We start from the raw sequence: 15,613 nt of genomic DNA, 5'->3' as shown, positions 1-15,613 counted from the left end.
CAGGAGGGCACGAGAGGCGAATGCTCCTGCCCTCCTGCCCTCCTGCCCTCCTGCCCTGGCTCGTTCCGTGCGGCGCTCGATCGGGCTCCGCCGCTAGCGCTCGGGGGATCCCTCCGATAGGGTAAGAGCTTCACCCGCCGTCGCCCGCCATCGACGTGAACGACGCCCCGCCGCAGTCCGCCGACCCGAACGCCTCCGGCGAGAAGAACGCGCCCGGCGGGCTCTCCGCGACCCCGTCGGGGCTGTCGGACCTCTATCGGCTCCTCGTCGAGAGCGTCCGCGACTACGCCATCTTCGCGCTCGACCCGCAGGGGCACGTCCTGAGCTGGAACCCCGGCGCGGAGCGGTTCAAAGGCTACAAGGCGCACGAGATCCTCGGCAAGCACTTCTCGATCTTCTATCCCCAGGAGAAGATCGACGAGCGGTTCCCGTGGAAGGAGCTCGAGGTCGCGGGCCGCGAGGGGCGGTTCGAGGACGAAGGATGGCGCGTGCGGAAGGACGGCACGCAGTTCTGGGCGAACGTCGTCATCACCGCGCTGCGCGACGCGACGGGGCAGCTGGTCGGCTTCGCGAAGGTCACGCGCGACCTGACCGATCGGCGCCGGGCGGAGGAGGCGCTGCGCGTCAGCGAGGAGCACTTCCGGCTCCTCGTCGAGGCGGTGCGCGATTACGGCATCATCATGCTCGACCCGGACGGCCGCATCGCGAGCTGGAACGAGGGGGCCGAGCGCGTCATGGGCTACACGGCGGCGGAGATCGTCGGCCAGCCGCTCGCCACGCTCTACCCGGCCGAGGACGTCGCCGCCGGCAAGCCGGAGCGCGAGCTCGAGATCGCGGCGCGCGAGCGGCGATTCGAGGAGGAAGCGTGGCGGCTTCGCAAGGACGGCTCGCGCTTCTGGGCGAGCGTCGTCGTCACGCCGGTGGAGAACCACGAGGGAGCGCTCATCGGCTTCGCGAAGGTGACGCGCGACCTCACGGAGCGGCGCGAGGCCGGCGAGCGCGCGCTCGCCGCCGCGCGCCGCATCGCCGCCGAGGAGGCGGCGCGCAGCGCGGCGGAGGCCCAGGCGTCGGAGCTGCGCACGCTCGCCGACCGGCTGCGCGAGCAGACCGAGGAGCTCGAGCGCCGCAACCGCGAGGCGGAGGAGGCGAACCGCGCGAAGCTCGACTTCCTGCGCGCGATGAGCCACGAGCTGCGCACGCCGCTGAACGCCATCGGCGGCTACGCGGAGCTCCTCGCGCTCGGCGTGCGGGGCGCGCTGAACGGCGCGCAGACCGACGACGTGGAGCGGATCCGCCGCAGCCAGCGCCACCTGTTAGGCATCATCAACGACATCCTGAACTTCGCGCGGCTCGACGCCGGGCAGCTGACGTACGACCTCGTCGACGTGCCGGTGGCGGACATGCTCGACGACGTGGTGCCGATGATCGAGCCGCAGGCGAGCCTGAAGGCGATCCACTTCGGCCTCGAGCCGTGCCCGCGCACGCTGCGCGTGCATGCCGACCGCGCGAAGGTGGAGCAGATCCTCCTCAACCTGCTGTCGAACGCCGTGAAGTTCACGCTGCCCGACGGCAACGTATCGGTCGGCTGCGAGGCGCACGACGGCGTGGTGACGATCGCCGTGCGCGACACCGGCGTCGGCATCCCGGCGGACAAGCTCGAGGCCATCTTCGAGCCGTTCGTGCAGGTCGGCCGCAGCCTCGCCCGCCCCACCGAGGGCACGGGGCTCGGCCTCGCCATCAGCCGCGAGCTCGCGCGCGCCATGCGCGGCGATCTCACCGTGCGCTCCGTGGAAGGGCGGGGCTCGGCGTTCGAGCTCACGCTGCCGCGCGCCTAACGAACAGGGCAGGAGGGCAGGAGGGCGAGAGGGCAGGAGAGCCGATAGCTCTCCTGCCCTCGCGTTTCGCGCGCCCTCCTGCCCTCCTGCCCTGTCACTTCGGGATGCGGTCCCGGTACGAGCGGCTCAGCTTCAGGCGGACGCCGCCGGTGAGCACCACGACGTGGTCGCCCGTGCGGCGCGGCACCACCTCGCGCACCCGGTCGAGGTTCACGATCGCCGAGCGGTGCACGCGCGCGAAGCCGTGCGGGGCCAGCCGCTGCTCGAGCACCGCCATCTTCTCGCGCAGCATGTGGCGGCTCCCCGCTGCGTGGATGCGCGCGTAGTTGCCGAGCGCCTCGACGTAGTCGATGTCGGGGATGCGCACGAAGATCCCCTTGCCGCGGTCCTTCACGTAGATGCGGTCGGCCATCGGGTCCGCGGCGGGCGGCGCGTCGGCGCCCGGCGCGAGCGACGTCGCGAGCGCGAGCAGCCGCACGTGCGCGTCGGCGAGCGCCGCGGTGCGTCGCGTCTCGCGGGCGCGCTCCACCGCCGCGACGAGCCGCGCGGGGTCGACCGGCTTCAGCACGTAGTCCACCGCGTGCACCTCGAACGCGCGCACCGCGTACTCGTCGAACGCCGTCACGAACACGACGAGCGGCGGCGCGACGTTGGGCGCCTGCCGCGCCACGTCGGCCAGCCGCGCCAAGACCCCGAAGCCGTCGAGCTCCGGCATCTGCACGTCGAGCAGCAGCAGGTCGGGCGCGAGCCGCGGCACGAGATCGAGCGCCTCGCCGCCGGAGCTGGCTTCGGCGATCACGGTGACGCCCGGCACGGCGCCGAGCAGACGGCGCAGCCGCTGGCGCGCGAGGCGCTCGTCGTCGACCACGAGCACGCGCAGCGCCGCGTGCGTCCGCGCGGCGGTCGCCGCCGCGGGCACGCTGGCCGTGACGTCCACGGGAGCCGAGATCATCAGGACACCGTCGGTGAGAAGGGAAGACGCACCGCCGCGACCGCGCCGCGCCGGCCGCCGTCGGCGCTCGCCGCGCGCAGCTCGAACGCCTGCGCGTCGCCGTAGAGGTGCCGCAGCCGCTCGCGCGTCGTGCGGAGCCCCACGCCGCCCGGGCGCGCGCCGTTCGGGCCGTTAGGCCCGTTAGGCCCGTTGGACGTGTGCCGCAGCCCCGCGCCGTCGTCGCGCACCTCGACGCGCAGCCACTCGCCGTCGCGCCACGCGGCGATCTCCACGCGGCCGCCGTCGGCCGTCCGCTCGACGCCGTGGCGCACCGCGTTCTCCACGAGCGGCTGCAGCAGGAACGACGGCACCTTCGCGTCGAGCACGTCCGGCGCGATCGCGGTCGACACCGTCAGACGCTCGTCGAGCCGCGTGGCGACGATCGCGAGGTACTCGTCCACGCACGCCAGCTCCTCGCGCAGCGGCACCTCCTGCCGGTCGCCGGCGGCGAGCGAGCGGCGGAGCAGCCCGCCGAGCGCCGTCACCGTGCGGTCCGCCGCCTGCGCGTCGACGTGCACGAGCTCCGCGATCGCGTTCAGCGTGTTGAACAGGAAGTGCGGGCGCAGCTGTGCGTTGAGCGCGGCGAGCTTCGCGTCGGCGAGCTCCGTGGCGAGCGCCGCCGCGGCGAGCTGCCGGTCGCGCGCCTCCTCCGCGTGGCGCGCGGCGATGCCGATCGCCACGAGCACCAGATAGCTCGCCTCGTTCGCGAACAGCCGCCGCGCGAACTCGGTGGCGAGGCCGAGCTGCGGCGCGCTCCCGCCGAGGTACGGCTGGAGGCTCCACATCAGCACGGCGTCGAGCAGCGCGAACGCCAGCGCCGACGCCACGTGCAGCAGCCCCCGGCTCACCCACCGCGCGCGGTCCACCGGGTAGTCGCGTCCGAGGTCCATGATGGCGGGCGTGAACAGCGCCCAGATCCACATGTCCACGAACATCTTGATCACCCATCCCGCCTCCTGCCCGCCGCCGGTGAGGCGTGCCTGCTGCATGAGCACCACGCCGGCGAGCGTCCACCCCGCGAAGGCGAGCCCGTACCGCCGCCACCCCCGCCCGAACGCGGGACGCGCCGCCTGCGCCGCGCGGCTCGCGGCGGCCACGGCGGCGAGCTGCCGGGGCGGGGAAGCGGCGAGGGTCGTGGACGCGGGGTGGGACATCGTGAAGCGAGACGCGGGCGGGGGAGCGGCGACATCGAACGACGATCACCATGCCGTGGCGCGGCGACGGTCGGCGGCGCAAGATGCTACGGTACGACGTGGCGTGCACGGGTGATGCGCCGCGTCGGGTGACGAGACGCCGGCGCGCGGTGACGAGCGGTTTCCTCTCCTTTCCCCGCAGTTCCCTTCGCAGCCTCGGGCGACCGCTGCGCGTCGCCGCGCTCTGCGCGTTCGCCGCGTGCTGCGGGTACGTGGGCGCCGCGCGCATCGCGCTCGGACAGGACGCGCCGCCCCGGCCCGCCGCCACGCTGACCTGCCGTGTAGACCCGGCGGTCGAGCTGCTGTCGGTGCTCACGACGCTCGCCGGTCCGCGCGGCGACCGCCCGCCGCTCGCCCACGCGTACGCGCGCGAGGCGCTGGACCGGTTCGGGCCGTACGCCGACCACCTCGCGGTGCGCCGCGCCGCCGCCATCGCCGACCGCGGCCTCGAGGACTTCGTGGCGCAGGTCGCGGCGCGCGTCGGCCCGCCGCCAGGGCTCGTCGAGCGGCCGCCGATCTACGCCGTCGGCGACGGCCCGGTATCGGTCTCGGCGGACACGATCCGCGCGCTCGTCGCGGCGGCCCGCGACTTCGCGCGCCGCACGAGCTTCATGGACTTCTACCGGGAGCACGCGGCGCTGTATCGCACGCTGTGCGACCGGGTGCTCGCCGACAGCGTGCTCGCCACGGCGCCGACGCGCGTGGCGCGGTTCTTCGGTCTGTCGTCGGCCGCGTACGAGCTGGTGCTCATGCCGCTCGTGCCGCGGCTCGGCGTCGCGCCCCCCGGCGTGCGCGCGGGGCCGCGCGCGACGCTCACGGCGTACGTCGGCCCCGCGGGCGGGCGCGACGGCGGTGATCCGGTGTTCCGCACCGGGTGGTCGATCGAGCGCGTGGTGCTGCACGAGTTCGCGCACCAGCACGTGAACTCCGCGGTGTACGGCGCGGCGTCGTCGCTGGCGCGGTCGCGCACGTTGCTCGCCCCGGTGCGCGCGCGACTCTGGCGCGCCGACCACGTCGCGTCGTGGCCCGGTGCGGTGACGGAGACCGTCGTGCGCGCCGCGGTGGCCGAGATGCGCGGCGACGCGGCGGGCGACGCGGCCGAGCGCGACGAGCTGCGCGAGCAACGCACGCTCGGCTTCTCCTTCGTCGACTCGGTGGCGGCGACGCTGCGGACCGCGCGGCGCCCCGACGCGCCGCCTAACGGGACCGCGCCTAACGTCTCGGCGCACGACGCGCGGTGGTGGCCCGGCGCGATGCGCCGCGTCGTCGCCATGCTCGACCGCGCGGCCGCGTCGCCGCATCGGGACGAGCTGAGCGACCCGCCGTTCGACGCGGGCATGGCGCACGCGCTCATCGCGGCGGCGCCGGACTCGGTGCTCATCATCCTGCCGACGGAGGAACGCGACGCCGCGCTGCAGGACTCGCTGCGCGCGCACGTGGAGCGCATGCGCGACCGCTTCGTGCGACACGCGACGATCGTCACCGACCGCGAGGCGCTCGCGCGCGACTTCCGCGGCTGGACGCTGTGGGCGATCGGCACGCTCGACGGCAACGCGTGGCTGCGCGCGCACGCCGCGGAGCTGCCGGTCGCCGTGGACCGCGAGCGGATCGTCACCGACTCGGCGTACCGCGGCGAGGGACTCGTCTTCGTCGGCGCGCAGCCGAGCCCCCTCGATGCCCGGCGCGCGCTGATCGTGACCGTGGGGCAGCGCGTGGACGAGCTGGCGCGGGGATGGTGGATCTTCAGCTCCGACTATGCGGTGGTGGACGGGACGCGCGTGCTGACGCGCGGCACGTACACGGTGGAGGGGGGGCGGCGGCGGTTCGTGCCGACGATGGGGGTGGATACGAGTGGGGTGGTGGGGCGGCAGCCGTAGCGCGGAACGGCGGGACGACCGACGGCGGGACGACCGACGGCGGGACGAGCGACGGCGGGACGATCCACTGCGGGACGATTCACTGCGGGACGATCCACTGCGGGACGATCCACTGCCGGCGCGTACCTAGGTCCCAGGGGGGCTCCCCCCCCTTCGCCCAAGGTGCTATGCGCGCGAAGGACCGCCGTACCAATCGAACGCCGATCGGATCCCTTCTGAACGCACGCCGATCCCGCGGTCGACCGTCCCGCCGTATCAATTCCTCATGCCCCTCCCGTCCCGCCTCCGCGCCGCCGCGCTCGCCCTCCTCCTCGCCGCCCCCGCCGCTGCCCAGCCGCGTTCGACGCTCGACGCGCTCGTCGACGCCGAGGACGCGCGCGCCGCGACGCCCGCGCAGCTCGCGCTGCTGCGTGCCGGGCTGCGCGACGCGTCGCCTGTCGTACGACGCGTCGCCGCGCGCGCGCTCGGACGCTTGGAGCGCGACGCGCTCGTCCCCGATCTCGTCGCCGCGCTCGACGACCGCGACGCCGGCGTGCGCGCGGCGGCGGCCGAGGCGCTGATCGCGGCCACCGCGCACGGCGACGCGCCCGCGGCGCGCGCGGCCGTGCTCGCGCATCTCGCCGCCGAGCGCGACCCCAGCGCATCGGCGTCGCTCGCCGAGGCCGCGGGATGGATCGCGGTCGCCGACACGGCCAGCGTGCGCGCCGCGGCCGACGCGCTGGCCGCGCGCTCCGACGAGCGCGCGGCGCACGGCGCGGCGCGCGGACTGTACGGGCTCGCGCGGCAGCCGGCGGCGCGCGGCGCGCTTCCCGCGTCCGCCGTCGCGCGGCTGTCGGCGCTCGTCTCGCGGCGCCGCGCCAGCAGTGGCCGCGACGACGTCGAGACCCGCGAGCTCGCGGCGCTGGCGCTCGTCGCCGCGCAGCAGGCGCCGGAGTCGGTGCTGGCGACCGCGCTCGACGACGACGCGCCCGCGGTCCGCACCGTCGCGGCGCGCGCGGTCGCGACGATGCGCGACAGCACCGCCGCGGAGCGGATCGCACGTCGCGCGCTCGCCGATCCGGCGGCGCCGGTGCGCACGTTCGCCGTCGGCGCGTTCGCGCGGCGATTCGCCGGGCGACGCGGCTGCGCGCCCTACCTCGCCGCGGCGGCCGACCTCGACCTCACGGTGCGGCTGCAGGCCCTCGATGCGTTAGGCACCGCGTGCGCCGGCGTCGACTCGGCCGTCGCGCTGCTCGACCGGGTGGCCGGATCGCTCGGTGGGTCTGGCTCGTGGCACGCGCCGGCACACGCGCTCGTCGCGCTCGCGGCGCTCGATCCCGTGCGCGCCCGCGCGCGACTCGGCGCGTTCGAGCGGAGCACGGACTTCTTCGTGCGCGACTATGCGGCGCGCGCGGCGGCGCGGGTGCGCGACACCACCGCGCTGCGCCGCCTGGCCGCCGATGCGCACGCGAACGTGCGCACCGCCGCGCTCGCCGGGCTCTCCGAGACGCTGGGCCACGCGGCCGACGACGTCTACGTCGCCGCGCTCGGCGGCGCCGACTCACAGCAGCTGCAGACCGCGGCGAAGGCGCTGGAGCGGAGCCGCGACCCGCGCGCGCTGCCGGCGCTGCTCGACGCGCTCGACCGCGTGAGCGCGGCGCGCAGCGAGACGTCGCGCGATGCGCGGGTCGCGCTGCTCGAGCGCGCGCGTGAGCTCGGCGACTCGTCGACCGTTAGGCGCATCGCGCGCTACGTCGCCGACTTCGACACGCTCGTCGCGGCGCGCGCGGCCGACGCGATCGGTGCGTGGACCGGCCGCCGTCCCACACCGGCGCCCGTGCCGCTCGCCCGCGCGCCGGTGCCCGACGCCGCCGAGCGGGCCGCGCTCGCCCGGGCGCGCGTGACGCTGGAGATGGCGGACGGCGGGACGATCGTGATCCGCCTCTTCCCCGACGACGCGCCGACGAACACGGCGCGGTTCGCGCGCCTCGCCCGCGACGGCCGGCTCGACGGCCTGACGTTCCACCGCGTCGTCGCGCCGCGCTTCGTGCAGGGGCTCAGCCCCGGCGCGAACGAGTACGCCGGCTGGGGCCCGTACACGCGCGACGAGCTCGCGCGCCCCAACCGCCGCGGTGCCGTCGGCCTCTCCACGCGCGGCCGCGACACCGGCGACGGCCAGATCTTCATCGACGTCGGCGACGTCTTCGAGCTGGATCACAACTACACGATCCTCGGCGAGGTCGTCTCCGGCATGGAGATCCTCGACCGCATGCAGGAAGGCGCGCGCGTCCGACGCGCGACGGTGCGTTAGGCCGTTCGTTAGGCGCGCAGCGTCGCGAACTTCTGGCGGAACTTCGCCAGCTTCGGCGCGATCACCACCTGGCAGTACGGCTGCCGGCCGTTGCGCGCGTAGTAGTCCTGGTGGTACCGCTCCGCCGCGTAGAACCGGTCGAGCGGCTCCAGCGTCGTGACGACCGGGTCCCGGAACGCGCCGTCGCGCTGCAGCTCCGCGATGACCTCCTCGGCCACGCGCCGTTGCGCCTCGTCGCGGTACAGCACCGTCGACCGGTACTGCGTGCCCACGTCGGCGCCCTGCCGGTTCAGCGTCGTCGGGTCGTGCGTCGCGAAGAACACCTCCAGCAGGTCGCGATACGACACCACGCTCGGGTCGTACGTCACCTGCACCACCTCGGCGTGCCCCGTACGCCCGCTGCACACCGCCTCGTAGCTCGGGTCGGGCACCGTGCCGCCGGCGTACCCCGATTCCACCTTCTCCACGCCGCGCAGCTCCTTGAACACCGCCTCGGTGCACCAGAAGCAGCCGCCGCCGAACGTGGCGACCTCTCTCGCGTTCGTCTCGGTCTCCATCACTCCTCCTCCCCGTCCTCCCACTGAATGTCGTCCCCCACCCGGATGGTTCCGTCGTCGAGCACCTCGGCGAACGCGCCGCCGCGCCATTCCGGGAACATCGTCGCGCGCAGCCCCGGAAGCGCCTCCTCCATCCGCTCGCACGGCTTCGTCTCCCCATAGACGCGGAGACGACAGCCGCCGACGCGGAGCACCCGGCCGCGCGACCGCGCGAGCGGGAAGCCGCTCACCATCACGTTCGCGCGGCGCGTCGTCGGCGGCAGCGCGGCGCCGAGCTCGCGCATCATCGCGTCCCAGGCCTCGCGCTCGATGAGCGTGACCTGCCGCTTGCCGCCCTGGTTCGCGTTCCCGACGAGCCCGCGCCCGGCCACCAGACTGGCCTCGGCCACCGCATCCATCGGCCCGCGGCGCATCCGCTTGAGCCAGATGCCCTCGACGCGGCCACTCATACCCCGATCGCGTCGTCGCGGATCAACCCCTCGCGCGTCGCCCGCTCGATCGCCGCGCAGACCCACGGCCAGAGGTTCGGGCAGCCGCGCTCGATCGGACCCATGCGCCGCTCCACGCGGCTCCGCGTCACCCCCGCCGCCTGCCAGCTCCCGCCCCCCGTCGCGAGGTTCGCGAGCAACGGCTGCAGCCGGTCGAGCGCGTTCGCGAACCGCGCCGTCGGCGTCTCCCCCTCCTCGAACTCGTCCCACAGCGCCCGCAGCGCGATCCCCTGGTCGGTCGGCAGGAGGCCGAACACCCGCGCGGCGGCGGCCTGCTCCCGCTCCGCCTTGTCGACGTAGCCCGCGGTGTCGTACGCGAACGTGTCGCCCGCGTCGATCTCCACGACGTCGTGCACCAGACACATCTGCACGGCGCGCGACACCTCCGCGCCCGACGGCGCGTACTCGCTGAGCACGAGCGCCATCGCCGCGAGGTGCCACGAGTGCTCGGCGCTGTTCTCCGGGCGCGAGCCGTCGTGGAGCGTGGTGCGGCGCAGCACCCCCTTCAGCCGGTCGATCTCGCGGACGAAGGCGAGCTGCCGCTCCAGGCGCTGGCCGGCCTCGTGCGGGGTAAGAACGGTAGTCATGGGAGAGGTCGCTCGGCAGGCGCTTCCGGCGCCCGTCCAGAGAGGGCAAGATAGAGCGCCCGCCGAGAGGTCGTCAGTCGCCACGCCAGTACGAGGAGCACTGCTTGAGACGGAACCGCCCGCTGCGCGTGGCGCTCGTGTGCGACTGGTATCTCCCCCGCGTCGGCGGCATCGAGACCCACGTCTCGGACCTCGCGCGCCAGCTCGCGAGCGCCGGCCACGCGGTGGACATCGTCACGACGGCGGCCGGACGGCGCACCGGCTCCCGCGTCGACGTGCGCGGGGGTGCGGCGCTCCGCTCGCCGGCCGGCGTCCGCGTGGTGCGGCTCGACGTGCCCCTGCTCCCGCGCGTCGAGATCGCCTGCGGACCCGGGATCCGCGACGCGGTCGGCGCCGCGCTCGCCGCCGGCGGCTACGACGTGGTGCATTGCCACACGAGTGTCCTCTCCCCACTCGCGTTCGCCGCCGCGTACCGCGCCCAGGCGCTGGGGCTTCCCTGCGTCGTCACCCACCACTCGGTGCTCGCGCGCTCGGCCCGCGTGCTCTCGGCCGTCGACCGGTTCGTCGGATGGTCGCGCTGGCCGGTACTGTACTCGGCCGTCAGCCCGCTCGTCGCGGACGAGATCCGCGAGCTCGCCCCCGCGCTCGACGTGCGGGTGCTGCCGAACGCCATCCGGCCGCAGGTCTGGGCGGTGCCGCCGCGGAGCCCGTCGCCGGCGGATCGCGAGCCCGGCGTGGTCCACGTCGCGTCGGTCATGCGCCTCGCCCACCGGAAGCGCCCGCGCGCGCTCGTCGGCATCGCCGAGCGAGTGGTGGCCGAGCTCCCGCCGGGGCTGCGGGTGCGGTTCCGCATCGCCGGCGACGGGCCGGCGCGATCGATCGTCGAGCGGCAGATCCGCCGCGCGGGGCTGGAGAACGTGGTGGAGCTGCTGGGGTGGCGCCCTCGTGCCGCGTTACGGGCGCTGTACGCCGCGAGCGATCTGTTCGTGCTGCCGTCGGTGCTGGAATCGTTCGGCATCGCCGCGCTCGAGGCGCGGTGCGCCGGGCTGCCCGTCGTGGCCATGCGGCGCGCCGGGGTCGCGGGATTCGTGCGCCACGAGCGCGAGGGCCTGCTCGCGGAGGACGACGCGGACATGGCCGCGCAGATCGTCCGACTCGCGACGGACGAGCAGCTGCGCCGCGCCATCACGCGCCACAATCGCAGCACCATCCCGGCGGAGACGTGGGACGCCGTCCTCGCCCGCCACGAGGCCCTGTACGCCGAGGCGATCGCGATGCGCGGGCTGCCGATTCCCCAGGTGCGACCCGCGCCGCGTCGGGCTCGGGCAGCGGGTCGCCTGGGCTGAGTCTCAGGCCGCCCCGGCGGGCGCCGGCTTGGCGCGCGCGAGCTGGTCGCGGAGGTCGAGGACGGTGGCGTCGTGCGACTCGTGCTCCCCGAACTCGTAGCGCCGCTCCTCGCCCGCCTCGTTGATGAACAGCCGGTAGCCGGGGCCCGCGCGAGCGGGGGACATGTCCTTGTGCCGCCACCGCTCGCCCTGCTCGGTGTGGAACGCCACGAAGCCGTCGGCGAGCGGCTCCAATCGATTGTGGGACATGCGAAGCCTCCCTGCGGTTGGTGGGTCTTCGGTGACGCGCGACGCGAACCTCAGGCGATGCGACCCCCGTGCCTGCCGACTCGCGGCTCGGTTCGTGCCTTTTTGCTGGCCCCGGCCCGTGGCCGGGCTCACACACCGAGACACGAGAGGGAGCGACATATGCGCTGGAGCGCCGGCGGACGGAGCTCGAACCTGGAAGACCGGCGCGGCATGAGCGCCGGCGGCGGCGGATTCGGATTCGGCCGCGGGATGGGCATCGGCGGCACCGTGATCCTGCTGATCCTGAGCCTCATCTTCGGCCGCGACTTCATCGGCGGCTCGGACGGCGGGGGCGCCGCGTACCCCGACCAGACCACGGCCTCCGGCGGGGAGGTCGGACCGGTCCGGTCCACCCCCGAAGAGGAGCGCGCCGTGGACTTCACCTCGGCCGTGCTCGACAGCGTCCAGAACACGTGGCACCGCATCCTGCCGCAGGAGACCGGACGCCAGTACCAGGACGCGAAGCTCGTGCTGTACCGCGACGCCGTGCGCACGGGCTGCGGCACCGCGCCGTCGTCGGTCGGTCCATTCTACTGCCCGATGGACCAGAAGGTCTACATCGATCTGAGCTTCTACGACGAGCTCCGGCAGCGCTTCGGCGCGCCCGGCGACTTCGCGCAGGCGTACGTGATCGCGCACGAGTTGGGGCACCACGTGCAGCATCTGTTAGGCACCGACGAGAAGGTGCAGCAGCTCCAGCAGTCGCGCCCCGATCTGAAGAACGCGGCCTCGGTGCGCCTCGAGCTGCAGGCGGACTGCTACGCCGGCGTGTGGGCGAAGTCCGACCAGAACGTGATCGAGCCCGGCGACATCGACGAAGCGCTCGCCGCCGCCTCCGCCGTCGGCGACGACCGGCTGCAGCGCGCGGCGCGCGGCTCGGTGAACCCCGACACGTTCACGCACGGCACCGCGGCGCAGCGCTCGGCGTGGTTCAAGCGCGGCTTCGACTCCGGCGACGTGAAGTCGTGCGACACGTTCTCCGGAACCTGAACTGCCGCTGCGTGGCTGCGTGGCTGCGTGACGGACAGTCCACGCAGCTACGCAGCTACGCAGCTACGCAGCTACGCAGCCGCCGACGAGCGCCGCCTGACGAGGAGCCCCCGGATCTCCTCCCACGACAGCAGCAGCCATCCGCAGCCGGCGAGCGGCAGCAGGTAGCACAGGTGCCCCGCGACACTGAGCGCGAACGCGACGTCGCGCGGCACGTGCAGGTAGGTGTAGACGAAGAACCCGGCCGCCTCGTACACGCCGAGGTTGCCCGGCGACGCGCTCGCCGCCGAGGCGATGTTCACCGCGGCGAGCGCCAGGAACGGGCTCCCGGCCGCCGGCGACACGCCGAACGCGCGCTCGACCGCGAACCAGCCACCGGCCTCGGCGAGCTTCATCAGGAGCGCGATCAGCAGGCCTAACGCGAAGCGCCCCGGCGAGCGAAGCGACACGAGGCTCGCCGCCCAGTTCTCGAGGAACGTGCGCAGCCGCGCCAGGCGGTTGGCCCGCGGCCTCACGCGCCGCTCGTGCTCCGGCGCCCCGTGCGTCTCCGACACGACCGTGCGCGCGCGCATGCGCCGCGACGAGCTCACCGCCGAGACGACGAGCACCACGATCAGCACCACGACGCCGATCGTCATGCCGACGAGCGCGTCGTGCATCCACCGCGGCAGCGGCGCCACGTGCGCGGCGACGAACAGCATCGCGAGCTTGGCGATCCCCTCGACCATCTGATGCTGCGCGAGCACGGAGAGCGCGACCGCCATCCCGACGCCGCCGCGCTCGGCCAGCAGCCCCACTCCCGCCGCCTGGCCGAGGAATGCGGGCGCCGTGTTCGTCGCCGTCGTCGTGAGCGCGGTGACCTCGAACATGCGGCCGAACGACACGCGGCAGTCGTCGGGGAGGAACACGAGCGACTGCCACGCCCACAGGACGAGGATCGAGAGATTGGAGAGGGCCGCGGCGGCGAGCCACGGCACGCTCGCCTGCCGCAGCGCGTGCACCGTGCGCTGCCAGCCGATGGCGTGGAACGCCACGGCGATGAGCGCTGTGGCGACGACCCACGTGCCGAGCGCGATCCACCGCTTCGCCGCCGGCGAGAGCCGCTGCAGCAGGTTCCCGCGCGGTGGCGGCGCGGGGGTCGGGGCCGGGGCGGCGGCGACGGTCATGCCGCCTCGGCGAGCGCCCGCATGGTCGTGAACCGCGCGCCGCGCCCGGCGAGGAAGCGCAGCACGGCGCGCACCCGGCGGAGCGCGGTCTCGCCCGTCGCGAAGCGGCAGTCGAGCCGCAGATCGGTGTGACGGAGGTCCACGAACTCCCACGGGTGCACGAACAGCACCAGCGGCCCGTCGAGCGCACGGAGGTAGGCCTCGCGGAGCGGCCGCGGCAGTCGAAGCACCGACGACGTCACCGACGCCGGGACGCGCGTGAGCGGAGGGGGCGGCACGGCGCGGCGGTCGCGCCGCCAGTACGCCGCCTTGTACCGCGCCTGCGACGAGTCGAGCGTGAACCCGGCGTCGGCGAGGAAGCGGAGGTAGCCGTCGGGGAAGACGAGGTTCGGGGCGCGGAACGACGTCACCGGCGCGTGCCGGCGGAGCACCGCGGCCGACGTCTCGATCTCCTCACGTGCCTCGTCCGGCCGCAGGTCCGGGAACTTGCGATGCGTGTGGCCGTGGCAGCCGAGCTCGTGGCCGCCGGCGACGATCGCGTCGATGCGATCGGGGTACCGTTCCGCGACGACGCCGGTGCTGAAGAACGTCGCCGGCACCCCCTCCTCGCGGAGCAGGGCAAGCAACGGCCCGGTCGCCTCCTCGACGCCGCGGAACGTGTCCGTCATGTACGGCGGGCAGTCCGGCTCGTAGTCGACGGTGAAGCAGACATCCGGAGCGCGCCGCATGGCCGGGGGGTGCCGCGTGGGGTGCCGCGTGGGTTGACGCATTCGTATGAAGCGTGAATCATCGCGCACCGCCGGGTTCGCAGGAAGCCGCCCGCGGCGCGGGTTGCAGATTGCTGTTGTAACAGATATATTTCATGCCATGACCAGTCGCCTCCAAGTCGAGCTGAAGCAGACCAAGCCGTTCCCGTCGCGCGCGAGCGAGGCGACGCTGGGGCTGCTGCGCACGGCGGCCATCATCGAGCACGCGCAGCAGGAAGCGCTGCGACCGTTCGGGATCACCGGCACGCAGTACAACGTGCTGCGCATCCTGCGCGGCGCCGGCGACGCGGGGCTGTGCGGCCGCGAGGTCGGGGAGCGCATGATCACCCGGGTGCCCGACATCCCGCGCCTGCTGGAGCGCATGGAGGAGGCGGGGCTCATCAACCGCACGCGCGACTCCGACGACCGCCGGCACGTCATCGCCCGCATCACCGCGGCGGGGCTGCGGGTGATCGACGACGTGGCCCCGGTGCTCGACGCGCTCGAGCGGCGCTTCTTCGGCGACGTCGCCCCGGAGCTGGTCGACGGGCTGATCGACGCGCTCGACGAGGTGCGGGCGCGCTGAGCGCGCCCTTTTTTTGCCCATATATCTGTTGCAACACATACAGCCGAGCACGGAGTCAATGGAGCATCGGATGACGGAGACGACCGGCGCCGCGGCGCCGCTGCGGATCGTGGCGATCGCGGGAAGCCTGAGGCACGGCTCGTGGAACCGCCGGCTGCTGGAGGCGGCGCAGGCGCTCGCCCCATCCGGTGTGCGCATCGACATCGTGGACCTGGCCGACGTGCCGCTCTACGACGGCGACCAGGACACGGACGAGACGCGTCCGGCCGCCGTGGGCCGCCTGAAGCAGCTCGTCGCCGACGCGGACGGCGTGCTGTTCTCGACGCCGGAGTTCAATCACAGCGTCCCCGGCGTGCTCCAGAACGCGATCGATTGGGTGTCGCGTCCCGCGATGCGGTCGCCGCTCGCCGGCAAGCCGGTCGCGATCATGGGCGCCTCCCCCGGCGCGCTCGGCGCCGCCCGCGCGCAGCAGCAGCTGAAGCTCGTGCTGATGTCGACGCTCGCCCACGTCCTCCCGCACCCCGGCGTGTCGGTGGCGATGGTGGCCGAGAAGTTCGACGCGGCGGGAGAGCTCGTGCACGAGCCGACGCGCCAGTTCCTGGCGGCGTTCCTCGCCCAGTTCTCGACGTGGATCCGGCAGGTCGGGCGACCGGCGTCAGCGGCGGCGTGACGC

Annotated in this window: 14 protein-coding genes and 1 pseudogene; 7 read left to right on the top strand and 8 right to left on the bottom strand. The window is 74.2% G+C overall.

Annotated features, from left to right (window positions below; all coding sequences use genetic code 11):
• Positions 1-242 precede the first annotated feature (242 nt).
• Positions 243-1,817 (top strand): annotated as a pseudogene (locus J421_RS03915) (PAS domain-containing sensor histidine kinase); the annotation flags it as partial.
• Between the two features lie 112 nt (positions 1,818-1,929).
• Here J421_RS03915 and J421_RS03910 read toward each other — a convergent pair.
• Together J421_RS03910 and J421_RS03905 are read right to left on the bottom strand one after the other, a co-directional pair.
• The gene (locus J421_RS03910) at positions 1,930-2,787 is read right to left on the bottom strand and encodes a LytR/AlgR family response regulator transcription factor (RefSeq protein WP_025409864.1); all 858 of its coding nucleotides are present in this window, start codon (positions 2,785-2,787) and stop codon (positions 1,930-1,932) included.
• Positions 2,787-3,980 (bottom strand): sensor histidine kinase, encoded by a 1,194-nt coding sequence (locus tag J421_RS03905; RefSeq protein WP_104022222.1) that lies wholly within the window; start codon positions 3,978-3,980, stop codon positions 2,787-2,789. Before J421_RS03905 ends, J421_RS03910 begins: the two co-directional genes overlap by 1 nt.
• A 128-nt stretch (positions 3,981-4,108) precedes the next feature.
• Here J421_RS03905 and J421_RS03900 point away from each other — a divergent pair, with 128 nt between their 5' ends.
• The gene (locus J421_RS03900) at positions 4,109-5,896 is read left to right on the top strand and encodes a DUF4932 domain-containing protein (RefSeq protein ID WP_158508648.1); all 1,788 of its coding nucleotides are present in this window, start codon (positions 4,109-4,111) and stop codon (positions 5,894-5,896) included.
• Between the two features lie 265 nt (positions 5,897-6,161).
• Positions 6,162-8,186 (top strand): peptidylprolyl isomerase, encoded by a 2,025-nt coding sequence (locus J421_RS03895; RefSeq protein ID WP_025409861.1) that lies wholly within the window; start codon positions 6,162-6,164, stop codon positions 8,184-8,186.
• An 8-nt stretch (positions 8,187-8,194) separates the two neighbouring features.
• Here J421_RS03895 and msrA read toward each other — a convergent pair whose 3' ends face one another.
• The 3 genes from msrA to J421_RS03880 are packed head-to-tail and all read right to left on the bottom strand — an operon-like array spanning position 8,195 to position 9,818.
• The gene (msrA, locus tag J421_RS03890) at positions 8,195-8,743 is read right to left on the bottom strand and encodes a peptide-methionine (S)-S-oxide reductase MsrA (RefSeq protein WP_025409860.1); all 549 of its coding nucleotides are present in this window, start codon (positions 8,741-8,743) and stop codon (positions 8,195-8,197) included.
• Positions 8,743-9,192: an MOSC domain-containing protein gene (locus tag J421_RS03885; protein ID WP_025409859.1), complete on the bottom strand. Its 450-nt coding sequence runs from the start codon at positions 9,190-9,192 to the stop codon at positions 8,743-8,745. Before J421_RS03885 ends, msrA begins: the two co-directional genes overlap by 1 nt.
• The gene (locus tag J421_RS03880) at positions 9,189-9,818 is read right to left on the bottom strand and encodes an HD domain-containing protein (protein ID WP_025409858.1); all 630 of its coding nucleotides are present in this window, start codon (positions 9,816-9,818) and stop codon (positions 9,189-9,191) included. Before J421_RS03880 ends, J421_RS03885 begins: the two co-directional genes overlap by 4 nt.
• A gap of 104 nt (positions 9,819-9,922) precedes the next feature.
• Between J421_RS03880 and J421_RS03875 the strand changes: the two genes are divergently transcribed.
• A complete protein-coding gene (locus J421_RS03875; RefSeq protein ID WP_104022221.1) occupies positions 9,923-11,164 on the top strand; it encodes a glycosyltransferase family 4 protein in 1,242 nt (413 codons plus the stop codon).
• A gap of 3 nt (positions 11,165-11,167) precedes the next feature.
• Here the strand turns inward: J421_RS03875 and J421_RS03870 are convergent, their stop codons facing one another.
• Complete coding sequence (locus J421_RS03870; RefSeq protein WP_148306142.1) at positions 11,168-11,413, bottom strand: hypothetical protein; 246 nt, start codon at positions 11,411-11,413, stop codon at positions 11,168-11,170.
• Between the two features lie 159 nt (positions 11,414-11,572).
• On the opposite strand from J421_RS03870, the gene ypfJ reads away from it, so the two are divergent.
• Complete coding sequence (gene ypfJ / locus J421_RS03865; RefSeq protein ID WP_025409855.1) at positions 11,573-12,442, top strand: KPN_02809 family neutral zinc metallopeptidase; 870 nt, start codon at positions 11,573-11,575, stop codon at positions 12,440-12,442.
• Between the two features lie 71 nt (positions 12,443-12,513).
• Here ypfJ and J421_RS03860 read toward each other — a convergent pair whose 3' ends face one another.
• Together J421_RS03860 and J421_RS03855 are read right to left on the bottom strand one after the other, a co-directional pair.
• On the bottom strand, positions 12,514-13,608 hold the full coding sequence (locus tag J421_RS03860) for a lysylphosphatidylglycerol synthase transmembrane domain-containing protein (protein WP_025409854.1): 1,095 nt from the start codon (positions 13,606-13,608) through the stop codon (positions 12,514-12,516).
• Complete coding sequence (locus tag J421_RS03855; RefSeq protein ID WP_025409853.1) at positions 13,605-14,336, bottom strand: polysaccharide deacetylase family protein; 732 nt, start codon at positions 14,334-14,336, stop codon at positions 13,605-13,607. The genes J421_RS03860 and J421_RS03855 overlap by 4 nt, the downstream gene beginning before the upstream one ends.
• A 139-nt stretch (positions 14,337-14,475) precedes the next feature.
• Here J421_RS03855 and J421_RS03850 point away from each other — a divergent pair, with 139 nt between their 5' ends.
• Positions 14,476-14,940, top strand: coding sequence for a MarR family winged helix-turn-helix transcriptional regulator (locus J421_RS03850; protein WP_025409852.1), 465 nt, complete (start codon positions 14,476-14,478; stop codon positions 14,938-14,940).
• A 70-nt stretch (positions 14,941-15,010) separates the two neighbouring features.
• A complete protein-coding gene (locus J421_RS03845; RefSeq protein ID WP_025409851.1) occupies positions 15,011-15,610 on the top strand; it encodes an NADPH-dependent FMN reductase in 600 nt (199 codons plus the stop codon).
• Positions 15,611-15,613 lie beyond the last annotated feature (3 nt).

The sequence above is a fragment of the Gemmatirosa kalamazoonensis genome, assembly GCF_000522985.1.
Lineage (GTDB): Bacteria > Gemmatimonadota > Gemmatimonadetes > Gemmatimonadales > Gemmatimonadaceae > Gemmatirosa > Gemmatirosa kalamazoonensis.
The sequence above is the reverse complement of the archived record's forward strand: the minus strand, read 5'-3'. Positions and strand labels throughout refer to the sequence as shown.

Excerpts from the sequence above, each read along its gene's own strand:
- ypfJ (WP_025409855.1), top strand. The coding sequence starts at position 11,573 with ATGCGCTGGAGCGCCGGCGGACGGAGCTCGAACCTGGAAGACCGGCGC.
- J421_RS03855 (WP_025409853.1), bottom strand. The coding sequence starts at position 14,336 with ATGCGGCGCGCTCCGGATGTCTGCTTCACCGTCGACTACGAGCCGGAC.
- J421_RS03850 (WP_025409852.1), top strand. The coding sequence starts at position 14,476 with ATGACCAGTCGCCTCCAAGTCGAGCTGAAGCAGACCAAGCCGTTCCCG.
- J421_RS03860 (WP_025409854.1), bottom strand. The coding sequence starts at position 13,608 with ATGACCGTCGCCGCCGCCCCGGCCCCGACCCCCGCGCCGCCACCGCGC.
- J421_RS03910 (WP_025409864.1), bottom strand. The coding sequence starts at position 2,787 with ATGATCTCGGCTCCCGTGGACGTCACGGCCAGCGTGCCCGCGGCGGCG.
- J421_RS03870 (WP_148306142.1), bottom strand. The coding sequence starts at position 11,413 with ATGTCCCACAATCGATTGGAGCCGCTCGCCGACGGCTTCGTGGCGTTC.
- J421_RS03845 (WP_025409851.1), top strand. The coding sequence starts at position 15,011 with ATGACGGAGACGACCGGCGCCGCGGCGCCGCTGCGGATCGTGGCGATC.
- J421_RS03880 (WP_025409858.1), bottom strand. The coding sequence starts at position 9,818 with ATGACTACCGTTCTTACCCCGCACGAGGCCGGCCAGCGCCTGGAGCGG.
- J421_RS03895 (WP_025409861.1), top strand. The coding sequence starts at position 6,162 with ATGCCCCTCCCGTCCCGCCTCCGCGCCGCCGCGCTCGCCCTCCTCCTC.
- J421_RS03905 (WP_104022222.1), bottom strand. The coding sequence starts at position 3,980 with ATGTCCCACCCCGCGTCCACGACCCTCGCCGCTTCCCCGCCCCGGCAG.
- msrA (WP_025409860.1), bottom strand. The coding sequence starts at position 8,743 with ATGGAGACCGAGACGAACGCGAGAGAGGTCGCCACGTTCGGCGGCGGC.
- J421_RS03885 (WP_025409859.1), bottom strand. The coding sequence starts at position 9,192 with ATGAGTGGCCGCGTCGAGGGCATCTGGCTCAAGCGGATGCGCCGCGGG.